We start from the raw sequence: 16,291 nt of genomic DNA on the forward strand, positions 1-16,291 counted from the left end.
TGACGATAGTGACTTTGTGTTTCGTCTTGCCCCCGCAAAGATTTCGAAGAGGTTAACCCTTATTCGATTTATTGCGCTTGAAACAATTGCGATACCTCTGGGAAAACCTGGGCACCTAAGCTGAGTGCATCCACTAGTTCAAGGAGAACCCCATGTCACCCCGAGCAACTCAAGCAGAATCAAGGACACCATGATTGGCATCGACCTCGAACTGCACGGATGCACGGTACTGATCGCTGGAAGTAAATCCGGGAGCAAGAATACCGCGAAACGCTTCGAAGCAGAGGGCGCCACGGTGCTCGCCGCCGAGGAGCCCTTCGAGGCAATACAGCTGCTGGAACAGGCAGGAATGCTGGTGATCTGCGATGCCGACCCGCTGCGCTTCACCTCCCTGGCGCAAGCAGCGTGCATCCCAGTGATTCGCCTGCGCCCCACACCCAAATCCGGATCCATCACGCTGCTCGGCGGCGGGCCCGGCGCACTGGATCTGCTCACCCTGCGCGGGGTCCGGGCGCTCGCCGAAGCCGAGATCGTCTTCGCCGACCGGCTCGGCCCCGCAGCGCACCTGCCGGCGCTCGCGCCCCAAGCTGACATCATCGACGTCGGCAAGCGCCCCGGGCACCACAAGCTCACCCAGCGCGACATCGAAGCCAAGATGATCGATGCCGCCCGCGGCGGAGCACGAGTAGTGAGGCTCAAGGGCGGAGATCCCTTCGTCTTCGGCCGCGGCTTCGAGGAAGTCGCCGCCGCGACCGCAGCCGGCATCCCGGTCAGCGTCATCCCCGGGCTGAGCTCCTGCATCACCGTTCCGGCAGCGGCCGGCATCCCGGTGACCGCCCGCGGCGTGAACACCATGTTCACGGTCGTCTCGGCCCACGACCCGCTCAGCGAAGCGCAGCTGGAGCACCTGTCCAAGCTGGGCGGCAGCATCGTGATCCTCATGGGCATGGGCACCGTCGAGCAGACCGCCGCTGGCTTGCGCCGGGTCGGCATGGACCCGCGCATGCCCTGCGCCATCATCGAATCCGGCACCACCGACATCCAGCGCACCAGCTGCACCCGGCTGGCCGAACTGGCCGACACCGCCCGCGGCCATGCAAACCCTGCGGTCATCGTCATCGGCGAGGTTGCCGGGCTGCCGGCCAGCCTGCTGGCACCGCAATTGGAGGTGGCCTGATGGGCAGCCCCAAGCCCCTGGCCGGCTTCCGGCTGGCAGTGACCAGCGACCGGCGTTCGGCAGAACTCATCGAAGCCTTCGAGCGCCGCGGAGCAGAAGTCACCCATACCCCGCTGCTGCAGCTGGCACCGCTGGACGATGAGCAGCAGCTGATCGCGCAAACCCGCAAGCTGATCGAGTTGCGCCCGCAGGCAGTGGTCATCACCACCGCCTACGGCTTGCGCCGCTGGGTCGAAACCTCCGAAGCGGCCGGCATCGGCGACGAGCTGCTGAATGCGCTCGGCCAGGCGCGGCTCTACGTCCGCGGCGCCAAGGCCCACGGCGCCGTCAAGGCCCTGGGGCTGGAGCCGGCGGCCGTCGCCGCGGACGGGCGCAGCGCCTCCATGCTCCAGCTGCTTGAAGGAAAGCTCGACGGGGCCACCGTCGCCCTGCAGCTGCATGCCGATTCCGATCACGGCCTGCCGCAAAGCCTGCGTGAGCTCGGCGCTCGCCGGGTGATGGCGGTGGAGCCCTACCGTTGGCAGGACACCAGCAGCGACAGCGGGATCTCCGCCCTGGTGGAAGGGCTGTGCACTGCCCGCTTCGACGCGGTGACCTTCACCAGCGCGCCGAGCGTGCACGCGCTGTTCGCTGCCGCCAAGGCCCGCAACCGCCTGCCCGCGCTGCTGCGCTCCCTGACCGATCGCGTCGTTGTGGCCACCGTTGGACCGGTGACCGCGGCGCCGCTGATCGATGCTGGCATCAGCCCGCTGGTGCCCGAGCGCTATCGCATGGGTGCCATGATCGGGCAGCTCGTGGAGCACCTGGATTCGCTGGGCACCTTGCAGGCACAGACAATCCACGGCCAGGTGCAGCTGCGCGGGCGCACCCTGACGGTCCAGGACGAGGACTGCGAGCTGACACCCGGGCAAGCCGAGCTGGTGCGGGTGCTGATCGAGGCTGGCGGCAGCGTGCTCTCACGCGACGAGCTGGGGGCGGCCCTGCCCGAAGCCAGTTCCAAGCATGCCTTGGACATGACCTTGAGCCGCCTGCGCAAGGCATTGCCCCAGCCGGAAATCATCGCCACGGTCATCAAACGCGGGTATCGGCTGAACGTTTGATCGCCCGAATGGGCTTTTTCCCGCCGGGTTACGTAGGATCGGTGTCATGGTTACTATTCAGGTTGCCGGAGAGGCGCTAGTCGACATCGTCGATGGCGTAACGCATCCCGGCGGTTCCCCGATGAATGTTGCTGTTGGACTGGGCCGGCTGGGCCACGACGTCCTGCTCCAAACCGACATCGGCGATGACGAGCATGGCAGGCTGATCGCTGAGCATGTGGCGGCCTCTGGCGTTCAACTCGCTGCCGGATCGCACACCGATGCGCAGACATCCAGTGCCACCGTGATGCTCGACGAGTCCGGAGACGCCAATTACGAGTTCCAGCTCAACTGCACCTTGCAGAGCATGGCGTCAACCCAGGCCGCATTGTTCCACTCAGGTTCCGTGGCAGCGTTCCAGGGCCCCAGCGCCACGCGGATCCATGAGGCGTTCGAAGCGTCCCCTGCGGGCCAGATCCTGAGCTTCGATCCGAACCTGCGCCCGGAACTGGTTGAGGACCGGGCCGAATCGGTCAAGCAGATCGAGAAGCTGGCCGGGCTGGCGGATATCGTCAAGCTCAGCGACGAGGACGCCCTCTGGCTCTACCCGGGGTGGGATACCGACCGCATCCTGGAACACTTCCTGGATCGCGGGGCATCCCTGGCGGTCATCACCTTCGGTGCCCGCGGCGCGGAAGCACGGACCAAGCACACCGAAGTCATGGTCCCGTCGATCTCGGTGCGCACAGAAGATACGGTTGGCGCGGGCGATGCGTTCATGGCCGGGCTGCTGCACGCCATCTTGGACAGCTCGCTGGCCCAGTCGCTGCGCGATGGCACGGAATTGGACAGCGTGGAGCTGGAGAAGGTCATGCAGATCGCTGCGGTGTGCGCGGGAATCACCGTCTCGCGCACCGGCGCCAACCCGCCAACGCTAGACGAGCTCAACCAGTTCCTCAGCACTACGACGCGCTAGCACCTTCTGGTTATGGCAGCTGGCCGCTGGGATCTGCGCCTGGAAAAGGCGCTGATCCCAGCGGCTTTTCATTTCATCCGTTGTGGGTGAAGGTGTTTTGCTGGCGTGTTCTGCCGGGGCGGCTTGGATGCAGCGCGAAAAATGCAGATCAGGTTGCTAGAGTTCCTTAGCAGTGCATTTGCCTTATTCATCGAGGAGGCCCCATGGGGAGCAAGGTTCCAGCCGCCGACAACACCTTGCGGATCCTCAGGCTGCTGGCCAGCCGGAAGACCCCTACCCCGGCGGCGATGATCGCCACGCTGCTGGAGCTTCCCCGCTCCAGCGTCTACCAGCTGCTGAACGTGATGCTGGAACACGGATTCATCAGCCACTATCCAGAGGACAAGTCCTACGGTTTGGGGGTCTCGGCGTTCGAGCTGTCCAGCGCCTATACCCGCCAGGAACCGCTGGCCCGGCTGGGCGCTCCGCTGATTGCCCAGCTGGTCGACAAGGTCGGTGAAAGCGCGCACCTGGCAGTGCTACACGGTTCGGACGTGCTCTACATCGTCGAGGAACGCGCCAAGGGCCGCCCATCACTGGTCACCGACGTGGGTGTCCGCCTGCCCTCGCATCTGACCGCCTCAGGCCGGGCCATTCTCGCAGCGCTGCCCAAATCGCAGGTCCGTGCGCTCTACCCCAGCGCCGCCAGCTTCTCTGAGCGCGTGGCCGAATCATCAATCTCCAGCTACGCGCAATTGCGCCGCGAGCTGGAGCAGAGCACGCAGCGCGGCTACGCAGTGGAGCGCGGGGATGTCACCCCGCATTTCCACTCGCTGGCGATGGAAATCCGGGACTCCAATGATTGGCCGGTGGCTGCTGTGGCCGTCACCTTCCTGGCTGACCGGGTTCCCGAAGAGAAGCGGGAGGCCCTGCTGGCCCAGATCCGCGCCACCACGGCGGCGATCACCGCTCGGGTGCAGGGCAAGCGTCCTGCCTAGACCGCAGGAGATCGAGAGCAGCGCGCTGGCGCTGATCTGAACCAGATGACAGCCGAACACACCCGCAAATTCGTGCAATTCTGAAATACCGGACAGCTCTGCCGATTCTCCGGTGTCCGACCCATGGCTCATGGCCAATGATGGAATCAGTTAGCTACGTTACCTCTTAAGGAATTGCCATGAGCCACGAACCACGAGTCGTCCGCGCCCCGCGCGGCACCGAACTGACCGCCAAGTCCTGGGCCACCGAGGCCCCACTGCGCATGCTGATGAACAATTTGGATCCGGAAGTTGCCGAACGCCCCGAGGATCTCGTGGTCTACGGCGGAACCGGCAAGGCGGCCCGTTCCTGGGAAGCATTCGACGCAATTGTCGAAACTCTCAAGGATCTGGAAGAGAACGAAACGCTGCTGGTGCAGTCCGGCAAGCCCGTGGGCGTCTTCAAGACCAATAAGTGGGCGCCGCGGGTGCTGATTGCCAACTCCAACCTCGTTGGCGACTGGGCCGACTGGGAGCACTTCCGCAAGCTCGAAGCCGAAGGCCTGATGATGTATGGCCAGATGACCGCCGGGTCCTGGATCTACATTGGCACCCAAGGCATCTTGCAGGGCACCTACGAGACATTCGCCGCGATCGCCAAGAAGCGCTTCAACGGCACGCTGGCCGGCACCTTGACCCTGACCGGCGGTTGCGGCGGAATGGGCGGCGCCCAGCCGCTTGCGGTAACCCTCAATGGCGGTGCCGTGCTGATTGTCGACGTCGATGAAACCCGCCTGCGCCGCCGTGCATCCAAGCGCTACCTCGACGAGGTCGAGCTGGATCTGGACAAGGCGCTGGAGAAGGTGCTGGCGGCCAAGTCCGAGGGACGTCCGCTGTCCGTTGGCTACGTCGGAAACGCCGCAGAGGTTTTCCCGGCACTGCTCAAGCGCCACGAAGCCCGCGAATTCGCCTTCGACATCGTCACCGACCAGACCAGCGCCCACGATCCGCTGAGCTACCTGCCGGTGGAATACACCATGGAGCAGTGGCACGCCGAAGCCGAAGCGGATCCGGTGGGCTTCACCAAGAAGTCGCAGGCCGCGATGGCCGCGCATGTCGAGGCCATGGTCGGGTTCCAGGATGCAGGGGCCGAAGTCTTCGACTACGGCAACTCGATCCGCGACGAGGCGCGCAAGGGCGGCTTCACCCGCGCCTTCGAATTCCCGGGCTTCGTCCCGGCCTACATCCGGCCGCTGTTCTGCGAGGGACTGGGCCCATTCCGCTGGGTCGCGCTGTCCGGAGATCCGGAAGACATCAAGGTCACCGACCAGGCGCTGAAGGAATTGTTCCCGGAGAACGAGCACCTGCACCGCTGGCTCGATGCCGCCGAGAAGCATGTGGAATTCGAAGGCCTGCCGGCGCGCATCTGCTGGCTGGGCTACGGCGAGCGCCACAAGGCGGGCCTGCTGTTCAACCGGCTGGTGGCCGAAGGCAAGGTGTCCGCTCCGATCGTCATCGGCCGCGACCACCTGGATTCAGGTTCGGTAGCATCGCCATACCGCGAGACCGAGGCCATGAGGGACGGCAGCGATGCCGTGGCCGACTGGCCGCTGCTGAACGCGCTGACCGCCACCAGCTCCGGTGCCTCGTGGGTATCGATCCATCATGGCGGCGGCGTCGGCATGGGCCGTTCCATCCACGCCGGCCAGGTTTCCTTGGCTGATGGCAGCGAACTGGCTGCCGCGAAGCTCGAAGCGCTGCTCACCAATGATCCGGGCATGGGCGTCATCCGCCACGTGGATGCCGGATACGAACGTGCCGCCGAGGTCGCCGCCGAGCGCGGAGTGCGCATTCCGATGGCAGCGCAGGAGAAGTAGCACCCTTTTAAATCAGCTTGAGGCGCCACCGAGGTGGCGCCTCAAGCTATTGTCATCTAATTGCTGGTCATCACTTCCGGCACTATGGCTTACGGGTTTCGGCACTGATGAACCATGCCTGCTGTTCCAGATCCGCAATGTACTGGTGCAGGATGTCGGCCGTAGTTGGATCCGCCTCGTCTACCGGATCATGGACCTCGCGCATGACGCCCACGGTTGTCTGCAACGCCTTGACAACCATGTCCACTGCATTAGTCGTGAGGATTTCGGTGTTCACCGGTTGTTCCAACTTGGTGTACTTTGTGACCGTTGCCGCCAGTCCATCGGGAGTGGCATGCAATGCGCGCATCCGCTCGGCGATTTCGTCGGAACCGCGACGTGCGATATCAACGATTTCGTCAAGGTTCTGATGCAGGTCGCGGAAGTTGGGACCGACAACATTCCAGTGGATCTGCTTGCCTACCAACTGCAGATCCAGCAGCTGGACCAGCACGGTCTGCAAGGAATCGCGCAGCACCTCCGGGGCCACGAAGCCATTCTCTGCGTTCTCGCGATCGGTTTTCTTCGCTGGAGTATTCTTCGAATTAGCCAATGCTTCTCCTTACGTTGTCATGGACGCTTGGGGCAAGACCTTTCTCGGTGTCCCACTTTTGACACTATCGACTTGGCACCCCGATTCCGAACGAGTGGATCTTTCTTTCGGGCAACGTCCAGCTTTCTCTTCTCTCGTGCTGAGGTTCTCCTGCAATCCCCGCGCGAGCCATGCTGCCTGCCTTTCGGATTCACGGAATTGGCTGGAGCCAGCTCCAGTCGCAGCACAACTTGGTGGATGTTGGCCTGTCTCTGCAAGTTGCATGGGGATTGCATTATCTGCAGGTTGCCAGCTGCTCAGAGCTTCCCGGAAAGCTTGAGCAGGCACCTTCAGGCACCTAGCCCTAGGCACGTAAGGAATCACCGATCCACGGAGGACGACATGTCTGAGCAGGATGCAAACGAGCAATTCGGGAACTTCGACAACAACGAATCTGAAGGCTATGAGAGCCAGTCCAATTCAGATTTCGATTCAGGAAGCAATGGCGGATTTGAAAGCCAGCCGTCAGAACAGCAGTCCTTTGGAGGCGGAAACGAATCCGGCCAGGAATCATTCAGCGGCGAAAGCCAAGGAGGATCCTACTGCGGCGACAACGAATCCAGCCAAGAATCATCCGGAAAGGACGAGGGCCAGTCTTACGGCAGCAGCAACTCGGGGCAGGAATCCTTGGGCGATAGCCAATCTGGCCAGGCGTACGGCAACGAAGAAAGCCAGTTTGGTTCCCAAGAACAAGGCCAAGAGTCCTAGGGAGCTTGCAGCTCGGCAGGTCCTCCTGCTAGCCAGATTTGTGGCCCATTCTGCAGTTGGGCACTTGTAATCGCTTCACTGCTTGCACCGGGCAAGTGGTGAAACGATTATTCTTTTTGCGACGCAGAATCGCCAGCAGATCTTCTCGGGTTGGGTCTCCCAGACCTGAATACTCGTTCGTTCCTCTTCCACTCCCGTTGGTTATTAATTGCTGTTCGACGCAGAATGGATATAGGCACCGTGTATCCGAATGTGCTGGCCGGTTCGACTGACAGGATGTAAATGTTCTCGAAAATTGCCAATCGCTTCGCTGGCCCGCTGGCGGTTGGATTCCTTGCCGTAGCGCTGTCAGGTTGCGTGAGCATTGAATCCTCCAGCGAAGAGACCAAGGCTCTGGAGAATGCTGGTCCCATCGAAGGTACCGTCACCCCGAGCGCCAAGGCCTCGGAGGGCGCGGCTACCGGCACGCCTAATGTTCCGAAATCACCTGCGGACAGCTCGTTCCAGTCCGTCTATGATTTCCTCGATGCGCAAGCGACCGAAGTCAGATGCACGGGCAGCATGGATATCACCGACATGGGCCAAATGCTCAAGCTCGTCGGTGATTGTGAAAACGTCACCGTCTCTGGAGACGGAAACATGATCGTCGCTCCGCACATCACGAACCTCGAGCTAAGCGGCATCGGAAATATCGCAGCGGTCAAGAACATCAAGCAGGCAACTTTTAGCGGCATCGGTAATTCGGCCGCATCCCTCAACGAGAACGCCAAGTTCACTGACAACGGTTCGTCGAACAAGTTCGGCGAGGACGCCTTCGAAGGCATCACCTTCTAGAACCCGGAATTTTCAACGGACCGCGATTGGCATGCCAATTGCGGTCCGTTCCCTTCTGCCTCCGTGGCGCTGTCTGGCATTTCGGACAGATGACCCGATTATCGATGCCGTGCCATCCCGTTCTGCCGAACAATGGAGTTTAGAGACCTCATTGCAGCGCAGAGAACGGATTGAACATCATGACTGCTTCCCCGAACGTAACCCTCGACCTGGCTGGCGCCACCGCCGATGACGTCATTGCGGTAGCACGGCACAACGCGCAGATCCGCATCGCACCACAGGTCTTCGAAGAACTGGCCACGGTTCGCGCCCACATCGATGCCCTCGCCTCGGCCGACACCCCGGTCTATGGCATTTCCACCGGTTTCGGCGCCTTGGCTACCCGCCATATCGCGCCCGAGGACCGCGCCAAGCTGCAGCGTTCGCTGATCCGCTCGCATGCAGCCGGCATGGGGGAACCGGTGGAGCGAGAAGTGGTGCGTGCGCTGATGTTCCTGCGCGCCAAGACCCTGGCCTCCGGCCGCACCGGCGTACGCCCGGTCGTGCTGGAGACCATGGTTGGACTGCTCAACGCCGGCATCACCCCTGTGGTCCGCGAATACGGTTCGCTGGGTTGCTCGGGCGATCTTGCTCCGCTCTCCCACTGCGCCTTGGTCCTGATGGGCGAAGGCGAAGCCACCGACCGCGAGGGCGTGCAGCGCCCCGTGCCGGAACTCCTCGCAGAGGCAGGACTTCAACCTGTGGAACTGGCGGAGAAGGAAGGCCTGGCGCTGGTCAACGGCACCGACGGCATGCTCGGCCAGCTGCTGATGGCGTTGGCGGATCTCGAAGAGCTCGCAGACATTGCCGATGCCACCGCCGCCATGAGCGTCGAAGCCCAGATGGGCACCGACCAGGTCTTCCGCGCCGAACTGCACGAGCCGCTGCGCCCGCACCCGGGACAGGGCCGCAGCGCGGCGAACATGTACAACTTCCTTTCCGGTTCCCCCATTGTCGCCTCGCACCGCGAAGGCGACGGCCGGGTGCAGGATGCCTACTCGCTGCGCTGCTCACCACAGGTGACCGGCGCCGTGCGCGACACCATCGCCCACGCACGCCTGGTTGCCACCCGCGAACTGGCGGCGGCCATCGACAACCCAGTCGTGCTGCCTTCGGGCGAGGTCACCTCCAACGGTAACTTCCATGGCGCTCCGGTCGCCTATGTCCTGGACTTCTTGGCCATCGCGGTTGCCGATCTGGGCTCCATCGCCGAACGCCGCACCGACCGCATGCTCGACCCTGCCCGGTCCCGCGACCTGCCGGCTTTCCTGGCTGATGACCCGGGCGTGGACTCGGGCATGATGATCGCCCAGTACACCCAGGCGGGATTGGTTGCCGAGAATAAGCGCTTGGCCGTACCGGCGAGCGTGGATTCCATCCCGTCATCGGCAATGCAGGAGGACCATGTTTCCCTGGGCTGGCATGCGGCCCGCAAATTGCGCACCGCGGTAGGCAACCTGCGCCGCATCCTCGCCATTGAAATGCTGATTGCCGGCCGTGCGCTGGACCTGCGCAAGCCATTGCAGCCGGGGCCGGCCACCGGTGCCGTGCTGGAGCTGCTGCGCACCAAGGTCGCAGGTCCAGGCGAAGACCGTTTCCTCTCTGCCGAGCTGGAAGCGGCCTGCGAATTGCTGGCTACCGGCGAAGTGCATCGCGTGCTGGAAACCCATCTGGCGAAGTAGCTGTTCGAGGACAACTGTGTGGGGTGCCGGACATTGCTGAGGCTTCTGCGGGCAAGGGGCGTAAACTTGGATACCGGGAAACCACTTACCTCGCGTGAAAGAATCATCTAATGCAACGCACCATGTTCAAGTCCAAGATCCACCGGGCGACTGTCACGCAGGCTGACCTGCACTACGTAGGCTCGGTCACCGTTGACTCCGAGCTGCTCGAAGCCTCGGATATCCTGCCCGGTGAACTGGTCAGCATCGTCGACATCACCAACGGCGCACGTCTGGAAACCTACACCATTGCCGGCGAGCCTGGCAGCGGGGTTATCGGCATCAACGGCGCGGCCGCGCACCTGGTGCACCCAGGGGATCTGGTCATCCTGATCAGCTACGCGCAGATGGAAGATGCCGAGGCGCGCAGCTACGTGCCCAGCGTGGTGCATGTGGATGCCGATAACCGGATCATCCACCTGGGTGATGACCCTGCCGAGGCAGTGGCCGACGGGGTGCAGACCCCGCCGCACGCACTGCTGAACAGCAAGTAATCCAGCTTCACAAGGCCAGCCGGCGCGCAAGATATTGCGCAGTCCGGCTGGCCTTGTTGTGCGCCACCTGCGTCGGGGTCCCCTCGGCAACAATGCGCCCGCCGCCATCTCCGCCGGCAGGTCCCATGTCAATCACCCAGTCGCTGGCGGCCACCACATCCATCTGGTGCTCCACCACGATAACGGTGTTGCCTTGGTCGACGAGCTGCTGCAGCTGCGATACCAGCAGCTGCACGTCGGCAGGGTGCAAACCGGTGGTCGGTTCATCGAGCAGGTAGAGCGTGTGCCCACGGCGCTGCCGCTGCAGCTCAGTGGCCAGCTTGATGCGCTGGGCCTCGCCACCTGACATTTCGGTAGCTGGCTGGCCTAGCTGCAGGTAGCCGAGGCCGACTTCGCGCAGGGTAGCCAGCGCCCGAGCCGCCGCAGGAATCCCGGAGAGGAATTCCTCGGCTTCGCTCACATCCAGCTCAAGGATCTGGGCAATGTTCTTGCCCCGGTACTCGACCTCAAGGGTCTGCTCGTTGTACCGGGCTCCGTGGCATTCTGGGCATGGCCCATAGGTCCCGGGCAGGAAGAGCAACTCGATTTCCAGATAGCCTTCGCCTTGGCAGGTTTCGCAGCGTCCGCCGGCGACATTGAAGGAGAACCGGCCAGCACTGTAGCCGCGTTCCCTGGACAGCGGCAGTTCGGAAAACGCCTTGCGGACCGCATCGAACAGGCCCGTGTAGGTGGCGACATTGGATCTCGGGGTGCGTCCGATGGGTTTCTGGTCCATCAGCACCACCCGGCTGAGCTGCTGTGCCCCGGTCACCTCGGCGATCACCGCGCGTTCCGTTGCCACCTCAAGCTCTTCCGCTTCGGCCACTGGGCCGCCCGCAGCCTGGGCCAGGGCCCCGCAGACCAGGCTGGACTTTCCGGAGCCGGAAACACCGGTGACCGAACAGAAGACGCCCAGCGGGAACGCCGCATCCACTCCCGCAAGGTTGTGCAGTTCCACTCCGCGAAGGCGCACCCATCCACCGGGTTCACGCTGCTCGCGCCGCGGCGCCGGCCCCGGATCCAGGAAACGCCGGGTCACGGATGCTTCGATTTCGGACAGGCCGGCGACTTCTCCGCTGTAGAGCACCTGCCCGCCGTTGCTGCCCGCACCCGGCCCGACGTCGACAATCCACTGCGCACGGCTGACCACATCCATGTTGTGCTCCACCACGAACACCGAGTTGCCTTCGGCCTTGAGCGCATCGAGCACCTCGATCAGCGGCTGCACATCGGCCGGGTGCAGCCCTGCGGATGGCTCATCGAGCACGTAGATGACACCGAACAAGCCTGCGCGCAGCTGGGTGGCAATACGCAAGCGCTGCATCTCCCCCGGCGACAGCGTCGGCGTGCCGCGGTCCAGGCTCAGGTAGCCCAGCCCGAGCTCCACCAGCACTTCGACCCTGCCCAGCAGGTCGGCGCTGATGGTGCTCACTACTTCGGCCTGCGCTTCAGTCCCAGCCTCGGCTGCGAAGGGGCGCAAGAGCCCCGCCAGCGAACTGAGCGGCTTGCGGTTGAATTGCGCAATATCCAGGCCGCCAAAGGTGACCTGCAGGGCGTCGGGGCGGAAGCCCGTCCCCGAGCATTCCGGGCAATCCTGCGAATGCATGAAGGCCAGCGCCTTGGTGCGCAAGTTTTCGCTTTTAGAGGTTGTGACCGTGTGCCGGACATAGCGTTCGGCGCTCCAGAACCGTCCCTTGTAGGGTTTGGCCACGCGGTCGCGTTCCGGGGTCACTTCCACTACGGGCTGTTCCTCAGTGAACAGCAGCCACTGCCGTGCCTCAGCGGGCAGCTGCTGGAACGGGACGTCGATGTCGTAGCCAAGGTGCGTGGTGATGTCCCGCAGGTTCTTGCCCTGCCAGGCCCCCGGCCAGGCGGCAATGGCCCCGTCCCTGATGCTCAGTGAGGGATCTGGAACCAGCGAGGCCTCGCTGACCGAATGCACCGTCCCCGCACCGTGGCAGTGCGTGCAGGCACCCGCTGCGGTGTTGGTGGAAAAGGCGTCCGAATCCAGGCGTGCTGCCCCGTCGGGGTAGTCGCCGGCGCGCGAGAACAGCATGCGCACCGAGTTGGACAGCGTGGTCAGGGTTCCGACCGTGGACCTCGAACTGGCGGAGCCACGCCGTTGCTGCAGGGCCACGGCCGGTGGAAGTCCGGAGATGAATTCCACCTTGGGCGTGTGCCCCTGGGCGATGAGCCTTCGGGCGTAGGGCGCCACGGACTCCAGGAACCGGCGCTGGGATTCGGCGAAGATCGTGCCGAAGGCCAGGGAGGATTTCCCGGAACCGGAAACCCCGGTGAAGGCGACAATGGCATCGCGCGGGATACGCACCTCGACATTGTCCAGGTTGTTCTCATTGGCGCCCCGCACATGGATGAATCCGTCGTGCTCGGCAGGGGCCCGGGAGGATGCAAAGCTGTTCATCTTCCCCACACTATGCGCCCGTGCACGCTCGACTCAATTCGCCGGCCGCTGGCTCACCCTTCGGCCTGGCAGGCCGCATCCGGGCAGCCTTGCCAGGTTTTCGAGAATAACCCAACGATGTCGATGCTGTGGTCCAGCGGGTAGTACGCATCGACTTTGCCATGGATGCGCGTTGCCGCCTGCTCGACTGCCAAGTGGAAGAACCGGCAGACTTCCGAGTAGTGCCACACCTGGGCAATCAGGTCGACCAGCTGCTCGTGCGTCAGCGGCCTGCTTGGTTCGTATCCGGCTTCACCGAAGGCCCGGTACACGATGCTTTCCGTGAGTTCATGGCCTTTGCCGCAATCGCACCAGGCCAAGCCGCGGCTGGGCATCGACCACACGTCTAAACTGCTCCCAGCGGAGCTCTCGATTTCCATCTTGTCCTCCAATGTTCAGGTCTGGCTGGGCTCCCCAATGTACTGGCCGCGGCCTACAGTTTGGCTCGGTGGATTAAAAGCCTCTTGCCCGCAACGGCTTTGCTTGGCATAGTCATTTTGGGTCGGCAGGTTCAGCCAGCCGACGGATTGAGGCCAAGGAGAACAGTTATGACCGGGCGTTCCCACCCCGATACCAGCGATGGCGCACCGCACCGGCAATGGAATGAGCTGCTGCAGGAGATGCGCGTGATGCAAACCGGTGTGCAGATCCTTGCAGCTTTCCTCGTGGTGCTGCCGTTCCAGGCACGATTCGAGATGCTTAGCCGCACCGACGAAATCGTCTACATCATCCTGCTGGTCGCTGCCACCTTGCTGATTCTGCTGCTGATCACGCCCGTGGCAGTGCACCGCTATTTCTTCGGCCAGCGGCTGAAGCAGCAGACGGTCAACCTGGGACATGTCATCGTCAAGATCGTGGGCATTGGCGTGGGACTGCTGGTCTCGGGCTGCGTCTGGTTTGTGCTGCAAGTTCTTTTCGGCTGGCAGATCGGGGCGTGGGTCGGCGGGCCGCTGATCCTGGTGGCCTTGTTCCTGCTCTTGGCGCTGCCACGGATCCTGATCCCGGACCATGCACAGGACAAGTCAGGGACGTGAGTTTCCGCCGGCACGGGCCATTTTCTCGACCCGTCGCAAGACCAGGCGCATCGGGGCATGCCGGATGAACCGCGGCAGAATCCGCGTGGCCACCCTGGCAACAGCGATCACTCGGGCGTTGCGCTTCGCGGCCGTACCGGTGAGGCGATAGCCGAAGTCCTCGCGCACCGAGGCCGGCAGCTGCGCGATGGTCACATCCCGCATCAGCGGCATGCCCATCCGGATCCACCACGGAGTGTTGCGGGCTTCGAAAAGCTCGCGGGCCAGCGCCCGGGTCTGCTCGGTGACGTGCAGCGTGGCGAGGTTCTGCGCAAGGTATTCATCGAATCGGCTCAGGTTCCTGGGCCAGTAATCTCCCGGCATCTGCAAGGCATCGCCGAGCCGCGCGTACTGCGAGTAGAGCTCTTCCTGCTCGTTCTTGCTTTCTTCCAGGATCTGGCCGGCAATGGTCCGTGCCGAATCATAGAGCGTGGCCGCTACCCACAATTGCAGCTTCGGATCCAGCGCTGAATAGGCGGGCATGCCGTTCGAGCGCGTTCCGCGCACGGGCCGATGCGCCGCGTTGACGTAATCGATGATGGTTCGCTGCTGTGCTGCCGTGCCGTTGCTCAGCGCATAGATGTACCCGAGGGTATGGACCAGACGGCTCAGCGGGTTGGCCGCGAAGCCCGAGTGCTCGGCAATAGCCCGTCCGATCTGCGGGTGGGCCAACTGGAGCAGGATGGCGCGGCCGGCTCCGAGCAGCAGCCCGGCTTCCGGCGCGATCCGGGAAAACAGCTCGCCATTTTCTCCGGACTGGTTCCTGTGCTCCATAATCCCATTCTAGGCAGCCGCTGGGACGCGAAAGCCGGCGCCCGCACTTGCGGCGGGCACCGGCTCACGGCTGGCTGGTCAGAAAGCTACACCGCAGTGCAGGATCACGTTGGCGTACGGGGTCGCCTCGCCGGTGCGCACGATGACCTTGGCCTGGGGCAGCTGTGCCTTGAGCTCATCATGGGAGATGAACTGGGGATCCAGGCCCTTGGTGCGGCACAGTTCCTGCACGGGGCCATTCTCTGCTTCAGATGCCAAGGTGCTGTTCTCGATCACCAGGTTGCGGGACAGGACATCGAGCACCTGCTCGAAGCTGAGCACCCCCTGGACCAGGGCCAGGTCGATGACCTGCGGGCCGTGCGGAAGCGGCAGTCCGCAGTCAGCGATCACCACGGTGTCAGTATGCCCGCAGGTGGCCAAGGCGGCCAGCAGCGGAGCGTTGAGAATTTCGGATTTCAGCACAGAGGCTTCCTTAAGGTCTTGCTCGAATAAGGGGGCTTAGAGGTTCTGCAGGGAACGCGGGTAGGAAGTCTGGGCTCCGTGGGCCTGCACCGTCAGGGCCGCGAACTTGCCGGCGAATTCCGCTGCCTGCGCCAAGTCGTCCCCATTGGCCAGGCGGGCGGCCAGCGCACCGGTGAACGCGTCGCCGGCACCGGTGGTGTCCACGGCCTTGACCTTTACCGCGGGCAGCGCGCGAACCTGCGCTCCGCCGTTTTCCAAGGGGGCGCGGTCGGCGACCAGGCAGCCGTTGGCGCCGAGGGTGATCACCACGCTGTCGATGCCTTCGTCCACCAGCAACCCGGCGAGGCGCTCATACTTGCCCGCGAATTCCAGGTTCAGCTGCGGGTTCAGCTGCTGCAGCACTGCCTCTGCCTCATGCTCGTTGACCACCAGCGGGTTGGCCTTGAGCAGGTACTCGCGGTCCAATTCGATCACCGGCGCCAGGTTGAGCACGATGCGGTCGGTGGCGGCATCCATGGCTGCTTTGATGCCCGAGGCAGGGATTTCCCCCTGCAGCACCAGGATGCCCTCGATGCTCCCGGCGGCCTGCACTGCCTCACCGGTGACCGTCGAGTTGGCTCCGGAGACCACGGCGATGGAGTTCTCCGCAGCGGAGTCCACCTGGATGATGGCCACGCCCGTCGGCTCGCTGGCGCGGGTGACGCGATCCAGCTTGACGCCGGCTTCCTCAAGCTGTCCCAAAGCGATGCCGGCGTGCGAGTCGTTGCCGACCGCGCCGATGAATTCGGTGGTGGCGCCGGCCAGGGCCGCGGCCAGCGCCTGGTTGGCACCTTTGCCGCCGGGCGAGAGCTGGTAGGAATCTGCCAGCACGGTTTCTCCCGGTCCGGGCAGGCGGGCCATCAACGCGGTGATGTCCACGTTGCTTGAGCCCACAATGGTGACCTGGATGTGCTGCTGCATGGTTATTCCCCTGGTTCTCGTTGCCCGGCG

The 16,291-nt window shown here is 63.6% G+C and carries 16 protein-coding genes; 10 read left to right on the forward strand and 6 right to left on the reverse strand.

Features of this window, described 5'->3' with window-relative positions; all coding sequences use genetic code 11:
* The first annotated feature begins 190 nt into the window (after positions 1-190).
* From cobA to hutU, 5 genes are all read left to right on the forward strand, one after another.
* The gene (gene cobA / locus ACLQ8T_RS13695) at positions 191-1,177 is read left to right on the forward strand and encodes a uroporphyrinogen-III C-methyltransferase (RefSeq protein ID WP_204722919.1); all 987 of its coding nucleotides are present in this window, start codon (positions 191-193) and stop codon (positions 1,175-1,177) included.
* The gene (locus tag ACLQ8T_RS13700; RefSeq protein WP_413454952.1) at positions 1,177-2,277 is read left to right on the forward strand and encodes a uroporphyrinogen-III synthase; all 1,101 of its coding nucleotides are present in this window, start codon (positions 1,177-1,179) and stop codon (positions 2,275-2,277) included. Before cobA ends, ACLQ8T_RS13700 begins: the two co-directional genes overlap by 1 nt.
* 46 nt (positions 2,278-2,323) lie before the next feature.
* A complete protein-coding gene (locus ACLQ8T_RS13705; protein ID WP_413454953.1) occupies positions 2,324-3,232 on the forward strand; it encodes a carbohydrate kinase family protein in 909 nt (302 codons plus the stop codon).
* 203 nt (positions 3,233-3,435) lie between these two features.
* On the forward strand, positions 3,436-4,209 hold the full coding sequence (locus ACLQ8T_RS13710) for an IclR family transcriptional regulator (protein WP_413454954.1): 774 nt from the start codon (positions 3,436-3,438) through the stop codon (positions 4,207-4,209).
* Positions 4,210-4,388: 179 nt separating this feature from the next.
* On the forward strand, positions 4,389-6,065 hold the full coding sequence (gene hutU, locus ACLQ8T_RS13715) for a urocanate hydratase (protein WP_413454955.1): 1,677 nt from the start codon (positions 4,389-4,391) through the stop codon (positions 6,063-6,065).
* A gap of 82 nt (positions 6,066-6,147) precedes the next feature.
* On the opposite strand, the gene ACLQ8T_RS13720 is transcribed toward hutU, so the two are convergent.
* Complete coding sequence (locus ACLQ8T_RS13720; RefSeq protein WP_038990915.1) at positions 6,148-6,657, reverse strand: Dps family protein; 510 nt, start codon at positions 6,655-6,657, stop codon at positions 6,148-6,150.
* 381 nt (positions 6,658-7,038) lie between these two features.
* Between ACLQ8T_RS13720 and ACLQ8T_RS13725 the strand changes: the two genes are divergently transcribed.
* The 4 genes from ACLQ8T_RS13725 (at position 7,039) to panD (ending at position 10,492) form a co-directional block, all read left to right on the forward strand.
* Complete coding sequence (locus ACLQ8T_RS13725) at positions 7,039-7,404, forward strand: hypothetical protein (RefSeq protein ID WP_413454956.1); 366 nt, start codon at positions 7,039-7,041, stop codon at positions 7,402-7,404.
* A 282-nt stretch (positions 7,405-7,686) separates the two neighbouring features.
* Positions 7,687-8,238, forward strand: a complete 552-nt coding sequence (locus ACLQ8T_RS13730; RefSeq protein ID WP_413454957.1) for a DUF3060 domain-containing protein — start codon at positions 7,687-7,689, stop codon at positions 8,236-8,238.
* 179 nt (positions 8,239-8,417) lie between these two features.
* Positions 8,418-9,959 carry a histidine ammonia-lyase gene (gene hutH, locus ACLQ8T_RS13735; RefSeq protein ID WP_413454958.1) on the forward strand — a complete coding sequence of 514 codons (1,542 nt, stop codon included), beginning with the start codon at positions 8,418-8,420 and terminating at the stop codon, positions 9,957-9,959.
* Between the two features lie 110 nt (positions 9,960-10,069).
* Positions 10,070-10,492 (forward strand): aspartate 1-decarboxylase, encoded by a 423-nt coding sequence (gene panD / locus ACLQ8T_RS13740; protein WP_022876070.1) that lies wholly within the window; start codon positions 10,070-10,072, stop codon positions 10,490-10,492.
* A gap of 7 nt (positions 10,493-10,499) precedes the next feature.
* On the opposite strand, the gene ACLQ8T_RS13745 is transcribed toward panD, so the two are convergent.
* Both ACLQ8T_RS13745 and ACLQ8T_RS13750 read right to left on the reverse strand, forming a co-directional pair.
* A complete protein-coding gene (locus ACLQ8T_RS13745; RefSeq protein ID WP_413454959.1) occupies positions 10,500-12,953 on the reverse strand; it encodes an ABC transporter in 2,454 nt (817 codons plus the stop codon).
* Between the two features lie 53 nt (positions 12,954-13,006).
* Positions 13,007-13,372, reverse strand: a complete 366-nt coding sequence (locus ACLQ8T_RS13750) for a hypothetical protein (protein ID WP_413454960.1) — start codon at positions 13,370-13,372, stop codon at positions 13,007-13,009.
* A gap of 168 nt (positions 13,373-13,540) precedes the next feature.
* Between ACLQ8T_RS13750 and ACLQ8T_RS13755 the strand changes: the two genes are divergently transcribed.
* Positions 13,541-14,026, forward strand: coding sequence for a DUF6328 family protein (locus ACLQ8T_RS13755; protein WP_038990906.1), 486 nt, complete (start codon positions 13,541-13,543; stop codon positions 14,024-14,026).
* Here the strand turns inward: ACLQ8T_RS13755 and ACLQ8T_RS13760 are convergent.
* The 3 genes from ACLQ8T_RS13760 to ACLQ8T_RS13770 all read right to left on the reverse strand — a co-directional run bounded on the left by ACLQ8T_RS13760 (position 14,015) and on the right by ACLQ8T_RS13770 (position 16,261).
* The gene (locus ACLQ8T_RS13760) at positions 14,015-14,839 is read right to left on the reverse strand and encodes an oxygenase MpaB family protein (RefSeq protein ID WP_149597299.1); all 825 of its coding nucleotides are present in this window, start codon (positions 14,837-14,839) and stop codon (positions 14,015-14,017) included. The genes ACLQ8T_RS13755 and ACLQ8T_RS13760 overlap by 12 nt on opposite strands.
* Before the next feature lie 78 nt (positions 14,840-14,917).
* Positions 14,918-15,301 (reverse strand): D-ribose pyranase, encoded by a 384-nt coding sequence (gene rbsD, locus ACLQ8T_RS13765; RefSeq protein WP_149597300.1) that lies wholly within the window; start codon positions 15,299-15,301, stop codon positions 14,918-14,920.
* Positions 15,302-15,337: 36 nt separating this feature from the next.
* Positions 15,338-16,261 carry a ribokinase gene (locus ACLQ8T_RS13770; RefSeq protein WP_413454961.1) on the reverse strand — a complete coding sequence of 308 codons (924 nt, stop codon included), beginning with the start codon at positions 16,259-16,261 and terminating at the stop codon, positions 15,338-15,340.
* Positions 16,262-16,291: the final 30 nt, after the last annotated feature.

It is taken from the genome of Glutamicibacter sp. FR1, assembly GCF_047300825.1.
GTDB classification, from domain to species: domain Bacteria; phylum Actinomycetota; class Actinomycetes; order Actinomycetales; family Micrococcaceae; genus Glutamicibacter; species Glutamicibacter nicotianae.